At 42.3% G+C, this 18923-nt stretch carries 16 protein-coding genes; all 16 read left to right on the top strand.

Annotated features, from left to right (window positions below; genetic code table 11):
* The first annotated feature begins 67 nt into the window (after positions 1-67).
* Positions 68-817, top strand: coding sequence for a cell division ATP-binding protein FtsE (locus tag A8805_RS03095; RefSeq protein WP_109708724.1), 750 nt, complete (start codon positions 68-70; stop codon positions 815-817).
* A complete protein-coding gene (locus A8805_RS03090; protein WP_109708723.1) occupies positions 789-2165 on the top strand; it encodes a nucleotidyltransferase family protein in 1377 nt (458 codons plus the stop codon). The genes A8805_RS03095 and A8805_RS03090 overlap by 29 nt, the downstream gene beginning before the upstream one ends.
* Before the next feature lie 93 nt (positions 2166-2258).
* Positions 2259-2579, top strand: a complete 321-nt coding sequence (locus A8805_RS03085) for a flagellar biosynthesis anti-sigma factor FlgM (protein WP_109708722.1) — start codon at positions 2259-2261, stop codon at positions 2577-2579.
* Positions 2572-3021: a hypothetical protein gene (locus A8805_RS03080; protein WP_109708721.1), complete on the top strand. Its 450-nt coding sequence runs from the start codon at positions 2572-2574 to the stop codon at positions 3019-3021. The genes A8805_RS03085 and A8805_RS03080 overlap by 8 nt, the downstream gene beginning before the upstream one ends.
* A gap of 20 nt (positions 3022-3041) precedes the next feature.
* A complete protein-coding gene (flgK, locus tag A8805_RS03075) occupies positions 3042-4607 on the top strand; it encodes a flagellar hook-associated protein FlgK (RefSeq protein ID WP_109708720.1) in 1566 nt (521 codons plus the stop codon).
* 11 nt (positions 4608-4618) lie between these two features.
* The gene (locus tag A8805_RS03070) at positions 4619-5614 is read left to right on the top strand and encodes a hypothetical protein (protein ID WP_109708719.1); all 996 of its coding nucleotides are present in this window, start codon (positions 4619-4621) and stop codon (positions 5612-5614) included.
* Between the two features lie 34 nt (positions 5615-5648).
* The gene (locus A8805_RS03065) at positions 5649-6266 is read left to right on the top strand and encodes a DUF6470 family protein (protein WP_109708718.1); all 618 of its coding nucleotides are present in this window, start codon (positions 5649-5651) and stop codon (positions 6264-6266) included.
* Positions 6267-6289: 23 nt separating this feature from the next.
* On the top strand, positions 6290-6727 hold the full coding sequence (fliW, locus tag A8805_RS03060) for a flagellar assembly protein FliW (protein ID WP_109708717.1): 438 nt from the start codon (positions 6290-6292) through the stop codon (positions 6725-6727).
* A gap of 3 nt (positions 6728-6730) precedes the next feature.
* Positions 6731-6961: a carbon storage regulator gene (locus tag A8805_RS03055; RefSeq protein WP_109708716.1), complete on the top strand. Its 231-nt coding sequence runs from the start codon at positions 6731-6733 to the stop codon at positions 6959-6961.
* 62 nt (positions 6962-7023) lie between these two features.
* Positions 7024-7401: a desulfoferrodoxin family protein gene (locus tag A8805_RS03050; protein ID WP_109708715.1), complete on the top strand. Its 378-nt coding sequence runs from the start codon at positions 7024-7026 to the stop codon at positions 7399-7401.
* Between the two features lie 171 nt (positions 7402-7572).
* A complete protein-coding gene (locus tag A8805_RS03045; protein WP_109708714.1) occupies positions 7573-8388 on the top strand; it encodes a CheR family methyltransferase in 816 nt (271 codons plus the stop codon).
* A 15-nt stretch (positions 8389-8403) separates the two neighbouring features.
* Complete coding sequence (locus tag A8805_RS03040; protein ID WP_109708713.1) at positions 8404-10086, top strand: methyl-accepting chemotaxis protein; 1683 nt, start codon at positions 8404-8406, stop codon at positions 10084-10086.
* A 26-nt stretch (positions 10087-10112) separates the two neighbouring features.
* Entirely contained in the window at positions 10113-11666 is a 1554-nt protein-coding gene (locus tag A8805_RS03035; protein WP_109708712.1) for a diguanylate cyclase, read from the top strand.
* Positions 11667-11902: 236 nt separating this feature from the next.
* Positions 11903-16114 carry a hypothetical protein gene (locus tag A8805_RS03030; RefSeq protein WP_109708711.1) on the top strand — a complete coding sequence of 1404 codons (4212 nt, stop codon included), beginning with the start codon at positions 11903-11905 and terminating at the stop codon, positions 16112-16114.
* 106 nt (positions 16115-16220) lie between these two features.
* Entirely contained in the window at positions 16221-17807 is a 1587-nt protein-coding gene (gene pap / locus A8805_RS03025) for a polyphosphate:AMP phosphotransferase (protein WP_109708710.1), read from the top strand.
* A 75-nt stretch (positions 17808-17882) separates the two neighbouring features.
* Entirely contained in the window at positions 17883-18884 is a 1002-nt protein-coding gene (locus A8805_RS03020) for a deoxyguanosinetriphosphate triphosphohydrolase (RefSeq protein ID WP_109708709.1), read from the top strand.
* Positions 18885-18923: the final 39 nt, after the last annotated feature.

Genomic DNA, 18923 nt, shown 5'->3' with positions numbered 1-18923 from the left:
TCCTTTAATATTATCGGACCGGGAAGAGAAAAGATAAGCACACAGAAATGGAAGAAAAGGTCGTATCATGAAAGAAATCGAGTTTAGGAACGTCACAAAAATATTTAAGGAAGATATTATAGGTCTTGAAAACGTCTCTTTTGAAATAGAAAAGGGAGAGTTTGTTTTCGTAGTGGGCCGCAGTGGCTCTGGAAAGAGTACTCTGCTGAAACTTCTAAGCAGCCAGATTGCTCCAACCTCAGGCGATATCTGGGTGGGGGGAATTGATACGGGGAAGCTCTCTAATCATAAGCTTCCTTATTTCAGGAGACAGATTGGTATTATGGAGATGGATTTGGGTCTTTTAAATGATAGGTCTGCATTTGATAACGTCAGTCTTGCCATGTATGCGACAGAACAGCCTTACCGTCTGATTAAAAAAAGAGTCGGTCAGGCACTGAGTACAGTAGGAATTTCTCACCGTGCGTCGGCATTTCCACATGAATTATCTGTAGGAGAGGCGGCAAGGGTCAAGTTGGCAAGAGCACTTGTCATGAACCCTAAAGTCATGGTTGTAGATGAACCCACTGCAAACCTGGATCCTGATGCTTCCTGGGATTTGATGTGCCTGCTGGATGACCTGAACCGTCTGGGTGTGACGATGATTGTCGCCAGTCATTCCAGAGAACTTGTGACAATTCTGAAAAAGCGTGTGATTACTCTGGTGTCTGGGGTGAAAGTGCTGGATGAAAAGCATGGCATTTATAATTCAAAAGCCATGGATATATTTGAGGAGAAAAGAGTGCTGAATGAGCGAAAAAAGAATCAGAAGTTATGAAGTGAAATGTTTAATAGAGATGCTTAGTGCACTTGTCAGCCAGAATGAAATCCCTAGATGGGCCAGACAGCCAAACTGGGGAAGTCTTTATAAATTAGCAGATTATCACGGAGTTGCAAATGTAGTTTATTACGGTGTTCTGGGCTTTGAAAGCAAGGCGCTGGAACCGTGGAAAAAGAAATTTGAAGAGCGTTATCACCAGGCGGTACTTTGGGAAGAACGCTTTACTTCTATTGTGCCTCATATTTTGAAGGTTTTGGAGCAGCATAAAGTACATAGTATTGTGCTCCATGAGTATCGAATGCGCCATTTTTATCCTCAGTTAGATATGAGGGCAACCAAATATGTGAGAATCCTTGTAGAAAAGGGAAAAGATGATATTGTCGGAAAAGCGATGGAATCTTTGGATTTTGAAAAGCAGGAATCCAGAATAGAAGGAGAGACAAGATATTACAAAATACCGGGAATCCTTGTTATCTTTCAAAGTACTTTGGATTTTACAAATAAGAAAATTAAGAAATATTTTTCTCTTCCGGTAAAAGACTACAGGCGGGAGACGAATTATCGCTATATTCATGGATTTGAGCCGGAGGAATTTTATGTTTATGTAATAGGCTGTGCTGCCGAAAGTTATGCCAGAGGAAATTTGGACATTCAGTTCATTTTGGATATGTGGTTTTATTATATTAGTGTATACAAAAGTCTGGACTGGACGGTCGTTTATAAGGAATTGTCCTATCTTGACCTGGGCAGTTTTCCGGATTATATTATTAAACTGGCCGCCTTTTGGTTTGGGGGAATGCTGTTTCCCCAGGAGGATATTCTCTTTGATTCCATGGAACGTTATATTTTGTCAAAAGGAGTCCAATGCCGGAAAGAAAGTGAAAAGTTATTACCTCTTGTGAGGGAAGTAGCAGACTTTTATAAAAAGGATCTGCAGCGTAAGAGGAGACAGCAGATGATGGAGTGGGTTTTCCCACAGATGGAATATATGAGTACGATGTTTCCGGTTCTTTTAAAACGGTCCTGGCTTCTTCCTATGTGCTGGGTTCTGCGGATTTTACGTATGTCAGGACAGCAGGTAAATCTGTGGGTTTTGCAGAAAAACCAGGATATACAGAGGGCCTGGCATGGATTTTATGATCCCAAAAAGGAACGGGTGCGCAGGTGGTATAAGCCCAAAGCAGAAAAAGTACAGAACTGGTGCATCCGGGTAAAGAAAAATATAGGTAAGTGGTATGAAAAAAAGATTAAGGTTATAACACGGATGAAAATAAATTTAAAACGCAAAGGTATAGGTGTTGTAAATATCTGGGGAAACCTTAAAAAGCTGTTCAGGAAAAAATAGAGAAACAAAGACTTAACATTGTCTGACTAGTGACGATATTAAGTAATAAGAGAGTAAACCTATATTGCTGTCATTTAGAAGGAGGCATGAAAGATGGGTATTTCTATTGATAGTGTAAGACACCGCTATATAAAACAGACTGCATCGAATATTGCAGATAATAAAAATGTTTCGATCAGCGGAAAAAGCAAACACTTTGATGAAATTTTAATTACATCCAACAGCCGGCAGGTTGAGGAGAAGAAAATGACGGAGGACCTGACAAAACGTGTTTTATCAGAAGTCAGCCGCCCTACACCGGAAGTGAAGGTAGAGGAACTAAAGCAAAGTATAGCAGAAGGAACATATCAGGTTGATATAGATAAGCTGGTAGGCAGGATATTACTGCAGAAAGGGGAACAGACGGATGAATGAGTTCCAGGAAGTAATTCAAAAGCTGATCCTCCTGTTTCAGGAGTTAACTTCTCTTGAGAGTAAGATGTTAAGTGCAGCCAGGGAACAGCAGATTGCAGTGCTTGAAAGCCACATGATAAAGGAACAGGCTTCTATTATGCAGTTAAGAGGTCTGGAGAAAGAAAAAGACAGAATACAGGCAGAGGCCGGGTATGCAGGGATGAGTTTTCATGAAATACTGGAGGTGCTGGGCGAGGAGGAGAAGACACGTTTTCTCCCTCTGTTTGATGAAATGAGCAGAACAATGCAGATGTTTCAGGAAGTTCATGAGGATTTGACTGTGATTATGGAAGTGAATCTGCGCCAGATCAACAAAAAGATTGATGATGCAAAAGGCCAGACTTATACGGAAGGCAGAGCAGATTCTGCCGGACTGAAAAATATGACTAACAGAAGAGTTTGAATTAAGAGAGGAGGAATACAATGATTCGTTCTACATTTGCCGGATTTACAATGGCGCAGCATGCACTGAGTGCAAGTCAGAGAGCAATTGACGTAGCGGGCCAGAACCTTTCTAATGTGAATACGGCAGGCTATACAAGACAAAGACTGGATCTTGCAAGCATCAATCCCGTAGGAGCGAGCTATGGAAGTTCAACGTTTGACAATAAAGTGGGGCAAGGGGTTATGATAACCGGAATCAGCCAGATAAGAGACCCGTATCTGGATATACAATATAGAAATCAGATTGCAAAGGTGGGAACTGCCGACGCAACGGACAAGATTCTGGAGAAGATTGGAAACATTTTTGATGAGACAGATACGTCCGCCATCCGGAGTGCCCTGAATGATGTGATTTCGCAGCTTAAAAATATGGCAATCCCGTCAGAATCCGGGGAACGCAGTTCTGATGCATTGGTTCGTTCTGCTTGTACCGTTCTTTTGAATGCAATACATCAGAATGCAACATCGGTTTCCAGTGTGATAAGTGATACGGTTGACGAGCTTCAGAACTCAGATATCAAGAATATAAATTCCTGTATCCAGCAGATTGTAGAACTGAATAAGACGATTAAGAATACTCAAGTGATGGGGAATCCTGCTTTGGAGCTTTTAGACCAGAGAAACCAGCTTTTAGATGACCTTGCTACATACCTCCCTATCCAGGTTACATATGAAACTCAGGGGTCAGGCAGCAGTGCCGTAGACACCCTTAAGGTTACATTTAAAGATAAGAATGGAAATGTCCATAATCTGATTTCTGATGACAAAGGCGGGGAATTTCAGCTTGGAACAACAGGAGGGGGAATACCCATTTCCCTGACGATTAAAGATGCTGTAACACCTGAGGATCCGCTTGATCCTGCGAATGTCAATAATATTGATATTGCCGATTTGATGCAGAATGGTGTTCTCAAGGGCAAAATAGACATGCTCAACAAATCTGAGGTATTTGACGGCACTGATATCAAAGGGATTGGATATTATAGTTCCATGTTCGATAAGTTTGTGGATACCTTCGCTACTTTGATGAATACGCTGAATGCTACAGATGATGGGGCCGGCGGCACAATTCCTCAGGATTTGTTTTCGACAACCGATGGTTCCACCACGTTTACTGCTGAAAATATCAAGATTTCTGATGGATGGATGAATGGCACCGTAAACCTGACCAGAACACAAACTCCGGGTGCAGGAGGGACAGATAATACTTCAGCTTACAGTAATATATTAAAGATGGTAGATGAATTAAGTAACAAAGAGCATGATTTTGTTGTATTCAAGGGCACGTTAATGTCCGGGTATGACAATATCCAGAATACCCAGGCTATTGAACGTAAGGCGTCTTCTTCTATTTTATCGAATCATCTTACTGTGCTGAATCAGATATCTGACTCCAAGGATGCGATATCCGGTGTCAATCTGGATGAAGAAGTAATGGATATGATGCGGTACCAGCAGTCTTATAATGCGGCATCAAGACTGATGACTACTTTAGATCAGCTATTGGACAAATTAATTAATGAAACCGGCGTTGTCGGCAGGTAGGAGATGTAAATATGCGGATTACAACAAATATGATTCGAAGAAATTATCAGAATAATTTGAATTCCACTATGAGCGGCCTGGAACAGGCACGCAGGCAGGTGGAGACCGGCCGCCGTTTTGCTCATTCCTATGAGGATCCATCCGCTGCAGCCAGAGGCTCAGTGCTGGAGACACGGTATGCCAGAAATGCAGATTATACCAATACAGTGAAGACGGTACAAAAATGGCAGGATACACAGGAGGACTCGATTACCCAGTTGAGTTCTATGGCAAAAGAAATCGATAAGAACTATTCAACGGCAGCTATGAGTGATTCTACCGGGGATACCGGAAGAAGTGCATATGCACAGAATTTAAGATCATTACAGCAATCTATGATTATTACTCTGAATGCGAAATATGGGAATACTTACGTAATGGCAGGAAATGATGGTTCAAACGCACCTTTCGAATTGTCGAAAGACGGGAAGGTTCTGTATAGAGGCCTGGATGTAAATGACCCTGCCAATGAGGCCGTAATGAAGGAGCTGTCACAGGAGAGTTCCTATGTGGATTTGGGATACGGGTTTACATTTTCCGGCGGAGAGGTTGTTCCTTCCAGTGCTTTCGATGCAGCTTTTCCTGGAATTAATGCAGTAGGATATGGTCAGACGGCTGACGGAACAAGTAAGAATATCATTGTTTTGGCAGGACAGATGGCAGATTTGCTTGAGAAAGATCATTTTGATTCGGAAGCTTATGAGAAACTGTGGACCCAGTTTAATAAAGGCAGTGATGACATGAGGAACCAATTGACGGGACTCGGAACGAAAACCCAGCTCCTTGAATCCACACTGACCAGACTGGAAAACGAGCAATTAAACATTACAGAACAATACAAGAATGACGTGAATATTGATGAAGCAGAGGCTATTACGAATTTTTCGTGGGCACAGTATGTGTACAATGTAGCACTGAAAATAGGAACAAGTATTTTTTCCCAATCTCTTTTGGATTTTATGAAGTAACACGATAATTATAAAAAAGAAAAGGTGAGCAGTAATGGAACAACTACTTAAAATCACAAGCGTACCTATTGAGTATGAGCTGAAAGTAAATAATGCCCGTCTGGAACGCAAAGGCGGTATTGCAAGACTGGAAATCAGCCGTGATGAAGGAGGACTGAGAATTAAGAGCAGCCCCATCCGTCTCAGGCTGGATACATATGAGGCCAGGAATTCTGTAGTTCCTACTACAAAGAATGCAATTCATCAGGCAGCACAGAAGGGAACACAGGCTACGTATGAGGCGACGGCTCAATTTGCCAAGGAGGGGCAGCTTTTATTGAAAGCAAAAATAGGACAGGGGGCAGAAGCCCTGCAATCCATATTTGATCAGAGAAATGCTCCGGCCACTGGTGAATTTGAGTTGGGATTTATACCCAAGACAGGAGCAAATATTGAATGGGACCCTCCATCTATATCGATTAACTATCAGATGGACAGATTAAATTTTGATGCAAAAATAGACTGGGGAAAGGTAGAATTTATACCTGGAAGCATTGAGCTGTCAGTTTTACAGTATCCGGATGTGTCTATTGAATATGTAGGCAGTCCTATCTATGTACCCCCGAGTGCCGGCGAGAGATTTACAGGAGAGAACATTGACGTTATGGCATAAGAAGGTTAGAACCGGAGGAAATTATGAAAAAAGAAGTGATAAATTCCAGTCTGTTTATGGAAGAGGAATTAATCCATTTTCAGGAAGGGCTGTTTGGGTTTGAGGAATATAAGACATTCCTTCCTCTTCCTGTTGAGGAGGATAATGATGCCGTCCTCTGCCTTCAAAGTACTGAGAATACTGAGTTGTCATTTATTATCATGAATCCCTTTTACTTGAAGGAAGATTATCGTCCTGAATTGTCTTTGGCAGACTATAAAAATCTGGGGACTGAGGATGCCGGAGTGCTCTCATTTTATGTAATCTGTGTTATTGGGACATTATCGGAACAAAGCACAGTGAATTTGAAATGCCCCATTGTAGTCAATACAGAGAGCAGACAGGCAGCGCAGGTAATACTTGCATCTGAGGAATACCGAATGCGTCATGCTCTGAGCGAATTCCAGAAGAAAGGGGATTAAGATATGCTTGTACTGCAGCGCAAAAAGGGAGAAACACTTTTAATAGGAGACAATATCCGGATTTCTGTTATGGAAGTTGGAGCGGATGCAGTGAAACTTGCCATTGAAGCCCCAAAAGAAGTCAGGATATTGCGGGGAGAACTGGAAGAGGCCATAATGGTTAATCAGGAGTCGGTTATGGATAAAGCGAAAATTGCTGATATAAAACATATCATACATAGGGATATTCGTTGATTAGCAATACAGAATGTGGTATAATAGCTTAAAACTAAAATATGGCAAAGGAGTGTAAGTTTATGGAATTAAAATTTTATAGCTGTGAGATTTGCGGAAAAATAATTGCTATGGTAAAAGATACTGGAGTACCGACAATATGCTGCGGACAACCTATGAAAGAGATTGTACCTGGAAGTGTAGATGCAGCGGCAGAGAAACATGTTCCTGTAGTCAGTGTAGAAGGAAATATAGTTACTGTAGAAGTAGGTTCCGTGCCGCATCCTATGGCAGAAGAGCATTATATCGAATGGATTGTTCTCAGTACGAAAGAAGGAATGCAGCGTAAAGAATTGAATCCTGGGGATGAACCCAAGGCAGAATTTGCTCTTACAGATGGAGATGAAGTTATCGGTGCACTTGCATACTGCAACCTACATAGCCTGTGGAAGTCCAAATAAGGAATGTTAAAAAAGGTTGACAATTAAATATGATAAAAATCCTCCTTTATGATGTGAAACATAGCTTTTCAAGCGTGTTAAAAAACAAAGGGGGATTTTTTGAGCATACATATACGATAAAAAAGCGGAGAAAAATCTCAGTTTATTTATCCGCTTCTAAGGGGGATATTAATGATTGTCATACAAGAACAGGAATTTAAGCAATTTGCCAACTATATCAGAATGAATTACGGAATTCATTTTAAGGATGAGAAAAAAACCCTGATTGAGGGAAGGCTTGGCAGTTTACTTACAAGTATGAATATGAGCAGCCTGGCAGAATATCTGGATTATGTAAAAGCGGATAAAACCGGCAAGGCAGCATCTGTGATGCTGGATAAGATTACAACAAATTATACCTTTTTCATGAGAGAGCCGGAGCATTTTAATTACTTTAAAAGTACAGTCCTGCCATATCTGGCAAATACGGTGAGAAACAAGGATTTGCGAATCTGGAGCGCTGCTTGTTCTACCGGAGAAGAACCCTATACCCTTGCGATGCTGATAGATGAATACTTTGGACCCAATAAAGCCGGGTGGGACACAAAAATATTGGCTACAGATATTTCCCAGGGAGTTCTCTCTACTGCAAAGGCGGGCGTCTATTCTAATGAAAAGATAGCGGATCTTCCTCAGAGCTGGCAGAAGAAATATTTCAAAGCATATGACAGCCAGCAGAGTGTTGTTTCTGACAAGATAAAAAAAGAGGTGATTTTTGGGAATATTAACTTGATGGACACTGTTTTGCCATTTAAAAAGAAAATGGATGTTATATTCTGCCGTAACGTTATGATTTATTTTGATGGTCCTACTAAGGAGCGCCTGATTCAAAGATTATATGATATTACCGAACCAGGTGGGTTCTTGTTTATTGGCCATTCAGAGGGACTGAATCGTGAGACTACACGTTACAGATATATCAGGCCGGCCATTTACAGAAAAGAATAAGGGAGAAAGTACACTATGAAAAAAAAGATGAAGCAATCCACTCTTATGTATATTTTGAATTCGGTATCCCTGGCATTGTTAATTTGTATTGCAGTTTGCTTTTTCTTCTTATACCGCATGAACATAACTATTTCCGAAGCAAATAAGGAGCGGTTTGATTTGACGGAGAACGCCAGTCTTTTTATGAGCGGTTCCGCTTATCTGACAGCTGAAGTACGTGCATATGCAGTGACTGGAGAACAGGTACATGCTGATAATTATGAGAATGAATTGAATAACTTGAAAAGGCGTGACACTGGGCTGGATAATATGAAAAAAATCGGCATTACAGGGGCGGAGCAGCAGAAGATTGATGAAATGTCAGGAATTTCCGCAAATCTTGTGCCGCTGGAACAAGACGCTATAAAAAATGCCTCGGAAAACCGCACCAAGCAGGCTGTGGAATATGTGTACGGTGATGAGTATAATACGTCTATTTTAAAAATCGATGAGTTAAAGTCAGAATTTTTAAAGATGCTGGATGAGCGTACAGAGAGTGCAATTACCGAGCTTAATGCAAGGAATTTGATTTTTCAGACAATTATATTTTGTGTAATTGTGGCAGTGGCTATATTACAGACGGGTATTGTGCTGATTACACGCAAAAAGGTATTTTTCCCGATTGCTGCAGTTGAGCGGGAGATGAGAGAGATTTCACAGGGAAACCTGTCCTCTGATTTCTCTCTGGAAGCAGATACGTCTGAAATTGGGATGCTGGCACATTCTATCCATAGTACCCGCAGCACCCTTCAGAAATATATCGGCGATATTTCCAACAAGCTTACGCAAATGTCAGACGGGAATCTGAATCTGAAGAATGATATTGAGTACATCGGGGAGTTTTATCCGATTCAGAAGGCACTTGAGGTTATTCTTCATTCACTGAATCATACATTGAGGCAGATAAATGTTGCTGCTGAACAAGTGAGTACCGGCGCGTCTCAGGTGTCCAGCGGGGCTCAGGCTCTGGCAGCAGGCTCTACAGAGCAGGCATCATCTATTGATGAGCTTACTCTTTCGGTAGAAAGAGTTGCGGGACAGGCGGAGGAGAATGCTTCTAATGTTCAGGAAGCGACCCGGTATGTGGAAGAGGTTGGGATTGAGATTCACACCGGAAATGACTACATGAAGAACCTTACAGAAGCCATGGCAGAAATTGATGCTGCTTCAAATCAAATTGTTCATATTACAAAAGTAATTGAGGATATTGCATTTCAGACGAATATTCTTTCATTAAATGCAAGTATTGAGGCCGCCCGTGCGGGAGAGGCTGGAAAAGGCTTTGCGGTTGTAGCTGATGAAGTCCGCAATCTTGCCGGAAAGTCTGCAGAGGCTGCAAAACAGACCTCGGAACTGATTCAGAATTCTGTTGCAACTGTGTCTAAGGGAACGGCTATCACAGCGCAGACAGCACAAATCTTGCAGGAAGTCGGGGCAAATATGAAAAAGGTGTCGGAAAGCTTTGCAAATATAGAGCAGGCATCTTCAGAGCAGTCCACAGCAATTGAGGAGATTCAGTTTGGCCTGATACAGGTAGCTGCGGTTGTGCAGACAAATGCAGCTACTGCGGAGGAAAATTCGGCCACAAGTGAAGAAATGTCTGCGCAGGCAGATATACTGCGGGAAGAAGTAAGCAAGTTTACATTATACTCAGAGTAAAATACAACAGCAGGCAGGAGGAGATTATGGCAAAGAACATTATAATAGGAATGGAAACTTTTCATGTTATGTTGTTTTCTACAATTGTTATAATCTCCTGTATTTTGATTGTTTCGTTGTTTTTACTGGCAGATAGAACGAAAAGAATACATACTCTGACTTATGAGCGTAATAAATATTATCAGACGCTTCTGTCTATAGGGGATGGGGTTATGGTGATTGGCAGCGGCAGGGATATTGAGTTTATGAATCCTGTGGCGTGCAGACTGACGGGATGGACGCTGGAAGAAGCGGAAGGAATGAATTATAAGGAAGTTTTTATTTTATCTCATGAGGAGGAAGGCCGTACCGTTACGGATACCATTGAAAAAATATTTGCAACGGGAAAGGCAAGGGAAACGGGGGATCATGTTGTTTTGATTTCCAAAGATGGTGAAAAGTATCATCTGGAAGATAACGGAGCAGCCATTTTGGACGACACAGGGCAAGTAGGCGGTGTTGTACTCGTTTTCAGGGATGTCACGGAAAAAAAGAAACGTCAGAGGGAAATTGAATATATCAGTTCTCATGATTCCCTGACTGGTCTTTATAACAGATGCTTTTTCGAGGAAAAAATGTACCACATGGATACAAAGGAGCATCTGCCGATTTCAATTCTTATGGGGGATGTGAACAGTTTAAAGCTGGCCAATGACATTTTCGGACATGCTTCAGGTGATATGCTCCTGAAAAAGGCTTCTGAGGCTATGCAGAAGGTAAGCCGTGACGGTGATATTATTGCACGGTGGGGCGGGGATGAATTTGTACTGTTTCTGCCAAAAACAGATGAGGAAGAAGCAGAACAGATTGCAAAGAGAATTAAAAGCGAACTGTCCACACAAAAGATTCATTCTGTCCGGTGCAGTATTTCCATAGGGCATGCAACAAAAACAGAGAGTGATGGAGATATCGTTGAAGTACTGCGCAATGCGGAAGTGAAAATGTATAATATAAAGTCTGTGGAACGAGGTGACACCCAGAGCCTTGAATTAAAAATGATGCTTGATGCACTGTTTGCAAAAAGTGACTGGGAAAAACAGCATGCTGTAAGGGTAAGGGATATGTGCGGGAGGCTTGGGCAGGTTATGAAGATGTCCCAGTCCGATATAAGCAAGCTGAAGAGTGCGGCATACCTGCATGACATTGGAAAAGCAGTGGTAGGATCTGATGTTCTGCAAAATGACGGCACTTTTAATACTGTGGAAATTAGTGATGTGAAACTGCATCCGGCCGTAGGATACAGGATACTAAGTTATTTTGATACTACAGTAGGGCTGGCAGGAATTGTCCTGGCCCATCATGAAAGGTGGGATGGCTCAGGCTATCCGAAAGGGCTTTGTAAAGAGGAGATTCCATTGAAAGCACGTATAATAACTGTGCTAGAAGCTTATGACCGCATGACGAATACCATAGATGATTCGAGAGCAAAAAGCCACAAAGAGGCATTGGAAGAAATACGGAGCTGTGCAGGAACTCAATTCGATCCTTACATTGCAGAAATATTTATAAATATGTTCCAGGAAGACGAGAGCCAGGAATAAGAGAATGAAATTCTCCGGCAGACAATGAAACAAAGCCATTGTTTGTTCCGGGGTATTTTTATATAACAGGGAATTCTCCTGTAATCAGTTTGTAACTGCTTGTACTTTTTAAGGTGCCGTGATATAATCCTTCACAAAGAATCTGGGAAATATTCATTTTCCATTTCTAAGCGACAATTCAGTCGAAAATTTCAACTATTATTTTCAATGAAAACAACAACAGAATAGGAGGAACTATGAAAAGGTGTAAAAAAGCATTTATACTATTGACAGCATCGTTATTTTTGGCTGTCTGTGTCCCTGTGGAGAGTAAGGCAGAGGAGGAGCAGGATAAGGCTTGCGTAGAGCAGGAAAATCAGATTGAGATGAGTTTGGAAGAGATGTTTACAGATACAGTCTGTACCTTCGAGACAGTTATAGAAATGCTGTACAAGGAAAAAGGAACGGTGGAAGCACTTCAAAATTTGGAGAAAAGAGTGCAAAAGGATTTTTATGATAAGATTGGACAGGACAATCAATATAAATTCACTTTATTTTATAAATATACCCTGCTTTCAGCTGGTATAAATGGCAAGGAAGAATGGAATACAGCGGAAGAACTGGATGAAGCCTTAAAATGTTACGAGATGCTGGCGGTGTGGCATGGCGAGAAGAACGTGACGGAAAAAGAACAAGTGGAAGACCAGTTTCGGGTATGGGAAGAAGATAATCCTGACAAGGGATTTCAGTTTTATGTAGAATACCTGCAAACCATGGCAGAGTTTGATGTGAAGGAGTTTCTGAGCCTGCTGGACGGGATAGAGGGCGCCTCAAACGAAGGGGATAGGACAAGGGCATCAGAAGAAGTGAAAAAATATATTTATAATCTTTATGGATTTGAAATTGTAACAGGGGAAAATACAGAAGAGAAAGAAATCATAAATGAGGAAAGAAGTGTAAAAGAGGAAGAAGTTACAGAAAATGCCCGGGAAGAACCTGGGAAAAACATACCTGGAATCATGACGATGGCTGCAGCAGAGGTCCAGGCTGTTTACAAACCCTACTGTCAGGCCTATGGCTGGGAGGATTGGGTGAGCAGTGGTGCAGAAGCAGGCTCCCCAGGTGAGAGAAAACGTATTGAAGCACTACAGATAAAAGTAACAGGCGGCAAAGACATTGGAATTACTTACCAGGCATATGTACAGGGGAAAGGCTGGATAAACTGGGCGAATGACGGCGGGACATCAGGTACAGCAGGTCAGGGGTTACGGCTGGAAGCATTCCGCGCAAAATTAACAGGAGCAAACACAGCAGGTTATGACGTGTATTACAGGGCATATTGTGAAGGCTATGGATGGCTAGGGTGGGCTAAGAACGGACAGACAGCGGGAACTGTACACCTGTCGAAAACAATGTATTCGTTTCAGGTTGTAGTTGTTCCTGCCGGTTTACCGGCTCCGGGGCCTACTTCCAATCCTTTGCAGACGGATGCTGTGGCACGGGTGGGAAGCACCTATTATACTACATTTGATGGGGCGTTTTCTGCTGTGCCGGATGGGGGTACCATGTATGTAATCCGAAATTGTACTGCGGGACATAACGTCACAACAAAATCCTTCACTATATATCCGGAAGAGCAGAATGTTGTTATAACTGCTAATTCGAATTTGGGAGAAGAACCGGCAGGAATCATAGCAGCTCCTCAGAGCACGCCGGAAGATAAGACTGGCACGTGGACTCTGTCGGGCATGGACGGCTATACTCTCACCATTGATGGAAACGGAAAATGTTCTTCGGGGATTCTTGCCTCTTCCTGTAAAATAACCATGAACTTAAAAACCGGAGTGCGGCTGAGAAATGGCATAACAAATGGTATATGGAATGGATGGGGGACTACGAACGTATACGATGACGTTATAATTTATGGTAACCGCCATGCGGGAATAACAACATGGGGCGGGACGGTAAATATATATGGCGGGGATATTCATAGTAATTCCATTACAGGGGTGAGAGGACGCATCATCCATATGTCAGGCGGGAAGGTGCACCATAACGGCTACGTAGGAATAGAGGCACAGGGGGCGGTTAGTAACACCGCAATTACCATTACAGGCGGTTCCATTTACAGCAACGCAGTGGACGGTGTGACAGCATATGCAGCAAACGGAGTATGCACAACCAATATTTCCGGGGGAGAAATCTATTCAAACAATTCTGCAGGAGTAAGGTCTGCGGCCCCGTCCGGAACACTAATCCTTTCTAATCATCCTCGCATCTTTAAAAATGAAATAGGGATCGTTACTGAGGCAGCTACCACCTTATCAGGAGGAATGGTTTATGAAAACCGGGCCGGCGGTATTCGCACGTCAAAATCATTCACCATATCAGGAGGAGCCATACATTCTAATAAAACCGGAGAAAATGGAGGCGGAATATACAATTCGGGAATTCTTACAGTATCAGGAGGGGAGGTTTATTCCAATAGCGCAGTTTTTGGCGGAGGTATTTACAATTTAGGTACATTGAGTGTTACCGGAGGAAGTATTTCCAGAAACAGCAGCACGTTAGGAAGAGGTGTGTATCAAGGCGGAATAATGAATATGAGTGGCGGGGCATGTATTGACGGCAGTAACGATATTTATCTGCCGGAAACCCGCAATATGGTTACAGTGACTGGTGCCCTCACATCTGGCAGGACAGCTGCACTTATAACTCCCTCCAGTTACATATTAGGACGTACGTGCGTAAGGGCAGCTTATAAGGGCGCAAAAGGCAGTGAGGTTTATCAGAAGTTTGCGTTAACACCCAATTCCCCTTATTTGCTGCGCCCCGGAGATTACCAGTCGGAAGGAGGGGTTACAGCGGATACGGATGCTGTAATCAGCCGGGATTATCCCATATATTATAAAAAGAACTATAACGATGATACGATTCAGGTCCCCAAAGATTCAAATAAGTTTTGGTATGAAAGTGCAAGGATATCTGGTCAAATCCCATCTTTTGGTTCTATAGAATTTAAAGGATGGGCTGAGAACCCAGATGCTAAAGAAGCAAAGTACCAGCCTGGAGATACAATCCATGCTGCTAATAATAAGGGAACAACTCTTTATGCAGTCTGGAAAACAGAAATAAGGGTAGCCTATATAGGAAATGATGCAGATTCAGGACATCCCAGATCAGAATATGTAACCCTAAAGCAATGCAGGGAAAATAATGGATATGAAATAAAGAAAAATACAGGATATACTAATTTTTCAAGAAAGGGATATGCCTTTGCCGGGTGGGGAAACAATAAATCGAAAACAAATATAAAAGATGTAAGATACCCGGAAAATCAGAAAAACAAAATTACTTTTGAAGAATTATATCAGACGGCGAAAGAACAGCAAAAGAATACTGCCGGTGGATCTGCCATTCCTGAGGCAGAGCTGTACAGTATATGGGATGAAGCTCCCAAGATTTCGGCAGATGATAATTTGGAATTTTATGAGGGTACAGAAGTTACAAAAAAGATACTTTTGTCTAATATAAAGGCTTTTGATAAAGAGGATGGTGATATCACAAGGAATGTTCGCATCATCCGTATAAAATATGCTGACGGCAGACGTATGGACGGTGAGAGACGAAAGGGAACTGTTGATATCTGGGAAAGGGATATGCCAGAAGAATACAAGTTGGATACCTGGTTCCTGCAGTTAGATAAAGAAGAGTCTCCCGCTGTACATAAAATTACGTATGCAGTTACGGACAGTGCAGGCACTGAAACTATATTAGAGTGGGAAGTGAAAATAAAGTATAATGAGTTCCCTGTTATAGAGGCTGCAGACTGGTACTTTACTTTGGAGGAGGCGCAAGATGGTGTTATTACAGAGGACGTACTTGTAAAAAGTGCTTTGGAGAACGGCAGGTTAAAAGTAGAAGACCAGGAAGATGACGTATTGTATCCGGGAACTATCCTGCAGAAGGTGAAACTGGCAGACTTCCATCCCGGGGAGTTCACAGAGTTCAAGGAGTCAGGATATATCGTACTCACTTACTCGGTACAGGACAGCATGGGTCCAGAGGGCGAAGGGAAAGAAACTTTATTCCAGGTTACTGTGCACGTAGTTGAGGACGGAGAAATTATAAAACCGGAGCCTGCAAAGTATGTCCGCTTCATCAATAAAGAAAATTATGAAAAAAATGTGGGTATAGAAACGGAGGATTTAGAGAGCGCTGAAAAGGAAAGGTTGAATCAAAACGGCGGATTAAATATTGATTCCAAGTGGTATCAAAATTCCATTTATAGATCTCTCATTTCATCTATGTGGAGTGAAGAGAAGACACCGGATAAGGTATGGCATTTTTCCTGTGAAGATGTACAGAAGGTAAAGGAATATATAAATATTTATGGAATAGGAAACAGTCAGGAGGAAAGTGCATTGGACAAATTTTTAGAAAAGTTTCCATTTTTTATGCAAAAATGAAAATATTCTGTTAAAATGTATATAACGAGAGAATAAGTGCGGATTATGTATTGAAAGATGTAAAGATGTAAATATTAAAAACAGTGCGAGGTCGGGAGGAGAGAGTATGTTAGAGAAGGTCGATCTTACAAAATCAATGGATAAGACGGAGTATAAGGCAAAAATGCCGGGACTCAAAGCAAGGCTTGGAGAATTGCAGCGGCAGTGTAAGTCACAGAATATACCGGTAATTATTGTATTTGAGGGCTTTGGAGCATCGGGAAAAGGATTACAGATAGGAAAGGTTATTCAAAGTCTGGATCCCAGAGGTTTCCAGGTACATGCTGTCAAAGGAGAAACAGAAGAAGAACAGATGCACCCTTTTTTATGGCGGTTTTGGAACAAAACTCCGGAGCGGGGCAGAATTGCGGTTTTTGACGGAAGCTGGTACAGACGGGTACTGATTGACCGCTTCGACAAGAAAACCAGGAAAAAAGAAATAACAGAGGCTTATCAATCCATCTGTTCTTTTGAGAAGCAGTTGACGGACGACGGATGTGTTATGATAAAGCTTCTGCTTGATATTGACCAGGAAGAGCAGAAAAAGAGGTTCGAAAAATTAAAAGCTTCAAAAGAAACTGCATGGCGTGTTACAAAGGGAGATTTGGAGCGTAATGCCAGGTATGAGGAATATGCTCAGATGATAGAAGAAATGCTGCAGATAACGGATACAGATTATGCACCGTGGACCATTATCCCGGCTATGGACCGACGTTTTGCTACTGCCAAGATTTACACAGTTGTGATCAAGGCATTGGAAGAACGGCTGGAGCAGTTAAAAAAAGAGAAGGCAAAGGAAAAAGCTGCGGAAGCGATTGCAGAGATGTCAGCGGGTGAATCCTCTGCTTTGGAGCCGAATAAGCAGGAAACGACAGGGGAAGGGCTGCAGGAGTCTGTACTTGACAAGATGGATCTGACTTTGAGTCTGAGCAGGGAGGAATATGAAAAACAGCTAAAGAAGCTGCAAAAAAGAATAAAAGTGCTGCATGGTGAAGTCTATAGAAGACGGATTCCGGTAGTACTTTGTTTTGAGGGATGGGATGCCGGGGGAAAAGGCGGTGCAATTAAGCGGCTGACAGAGAAGATGGATCCAAGGGGCTTTGTTGTGAATCCCACCGCATCACCCAATGACATTGAAAAGGCCCACCACTATCTCTGGCGGTTTTGGCGGGCAATGCCCAAGGACGGACATGTTGCCATATTTGACAGAACATGGTACGGGCGTGTAATGGTAGAGCGCATTGAAGGGTTTTGTACAAGACAGGAATGGCAGAGAGCATACAAGGAAATCAATGATATGGAAAAGGACCTTTCAGATGAAGGCGCTGTTGTGCTGAAATTTTGGATGCAGATAGACCAGGAGGAACAAGAACGGCGTTTCACCGCACGTCAGGAAAATCCGGAAAAACAGTGGAAGATTACGGAGGAGGACTGGAGAAACAGAGAAAAATGGGATCAATATAAGGAAGCTGTAGATGAGATGTTAATCCGGACTTCAACGGAATATGCTCCATGGATTGTCGTAGAGGGCAATGATAAATATTATGCACGTATTAAAGTGATTCAATCTGTTGTGCAGGCCATAGAAGAACATATTGGCGGGAAGGCAGCAGGCAGTGAAAAGGCACGCAGGAGTGCAATAAAAAGGAAATAGCCCGGGGACACAGAATATAATATATATCAGGATGCATTTATCGTATATATCAGGATTCATTTTGAGGGAGAGCTTATGACAATCAGGGAACAGCTTGAAGAGCGGGAATTGGAATATTTAAGTCCTCATGCCATGTTGAGCAGGAATTCAAAAGGCAGAGAAAGGGTAGAAGTGCAGTGTGATATACGTCCCGTATTTCAGCGGGACCGGGACCGTATTTTGCACTGCAAGGCTTTCCGGCGCCTCAAGCAAAAAACTCAGGTATTTTTACTCCCTAAAGGAGACCATTACAGAACAAGGCTTACCCACACCCTCGAGGTGTCTCAGAACGCGAGGACTATAGCGAAAGCTCTCAGGCTCAATGAAGATTTAGTAGAAGCCATTGCTCTGGGGCACGACCTGGGGCATACACCTTTTGGACATGCGGGAGAACGTGCGCTGAACAAAGTATATCGTTTTTCCCACAATGAGCAGAGTATACGGGTTGTTGAATGTATAGAAAAGCAGGGAATGGGACTTAATCTCACATGGGAGGTGCGGGATGGTATACTGAACCATCAGACATCGGGCAATCCCCATACGCTGGAAGGACAGGTACTGAGGCTTTCTGATAAGATTGCGTATATCAATCATGATATTGATGATGCAATCCGGGGAGGCATACTTGTGGAGAAGGATATTCCGCCCAAATACCGCAAGGTCCTGGGAAGCACCAGCAGAGAACGCTTAAATACAATGGTCCATGATGTCATTACACACAGTATGGACAGACCTGCTATTATTATGTCTGATGAAGTTCGTGATGCTATGATAGGGCTTCGGAAATTTATGTTTGAAAATGTGTACATGAACCCCGGTGCAAAAGGGGAAGAAGATAAAGCCGTCCATTTAATTGAGCAATTATATGATTATTATATCAGGCATTTGGGACAGCTTCCCGGGCAGTATCTGGACTCCATGGATAAAATGGGAACCTGCAGGGAACAGGCAGTCTGCGATTACATAGCGGGTATGACGGACAACTATGCTGTTAAAAAGTATGAAGAATTTTTCGTTCCGGAAGCGTGGAAAAATTAAATTACTTTATTTAAAGGAAATTAGAATGTTTTGTCGAAT

The sequence above is a fragment of the Faecalicatena contorta genome (assembly GCF_003149105.1).
Classification (GTDB): domain Bacteria; phylum Bacillota; class Clostridia; order Lachnospirales; family Lachnospiraceae; genus Muricomes; species Muricomes contortus_C.
This window is presented reverse-complemented; position numbering and strand designations above follow the sequence as displayed.

Coding starts and splice junctions, on each gene's coding strand:
- A8805_RS03095 (WP_109708724.1), top strand. CDS start 68: ATGAAAGAAATCGAGTTTAGGAACGTCACAAAAATATTTAAGGAAGAT.
- A8805_RS03090 (WP_109708723.1), top strand. CDS start 789: ATGAGCGAAAAAAGAATCAGAAGTTATGAAGTGAAATGTTTAATAGAG.
- A8805_RS03085 (WP_109708722.1), top strand. CDS start 2,259: ATGGGTATTTCTATTGATAGTGTAAGACACCGCTATATAAAACAGACT.
- A8805_RS03080 (WP_109708721.1), top strand. CDS start 2,572: ATGAATGAGTTCCAGGAAGTAATTCAAAAGCTGATCCTCCTGTTTCAG.
- flgK (WP_109708720.1), top strand. CDS start 3,042: ATGATTCGTTCTACATTTGCCGGATTTACAATGGCGCAGCATGCACTG.
- A8805_RS03070 (WP_109708719.1), top strand. CDS start 4,619: ATGCGGATTACAACAAATATGATTCGAAGAAATTATCAGAATAATTTG.
- A8805_RS03065 (WP_109708718.1), top strand. CDS start 5,649: ATGGAACAACTACTTAAAATCACAAGCGTACCTATTGAGTATGAGCTG.
- fliW (WP_109708717.1), top strand. CDS start 6,290: ATGAAAAAAGAAGTGATAAATTCCAGTCTGTTTATGGAAGAGGAATTA.
- A8805_RS03055 (WP_109708716.1), top strand. CDS start 6,731: ATGCTTGTACTGCAGCGCAAAAAGGGAGAAACACTTTTAATAGGAGAC.
- A8805_RS03050 (WP_109708715.1), top strand. CDS start 7,024: ATGGAATTAAAATTTTATAGCTGTGAGATTTGCGGAAAAATAATTGCT.
- A8805_RS03045 (WP_109708714.1), top strand. CDS start 7,573: ATGATTGTCATACAAGAACAGGAATTTAAGCAATTTGCCAACTATATC.
- A8805_RS03040 (WP_109708713.1), top strand. CDS start 8,404: ATGAAAAAAAAGATGAAGCAATCCACTCTTATGTATATTTTGAATTCG.
- A8805_RS03035 (WP_109708712.1), top strand. CDS start 10,113: ATGGCAAAGAACATTATAATAGGAATGGAAACTTTTCATGTTATGTTG.
- A8805_RS03030 (WP_109708711.1), top strand. CDS start 11,903: ATGAAAAGGTGTAAAAAAGCATTTATACTATTGACAGCATCGTTATTT.
- pap (WP_109708710.1), top strand. CDS start 16,221: ATGTTAGAGAAGGTCGATCTTACAAAATCAATGGATAAGACGGAGTAT.
- A8805_RS03020 (WP_109708709.1), top strand. CDS start 17,883: ATGACAATCAGGGAACAGCTTGAAGAGCGGGAATTGGAATATTTAAGT.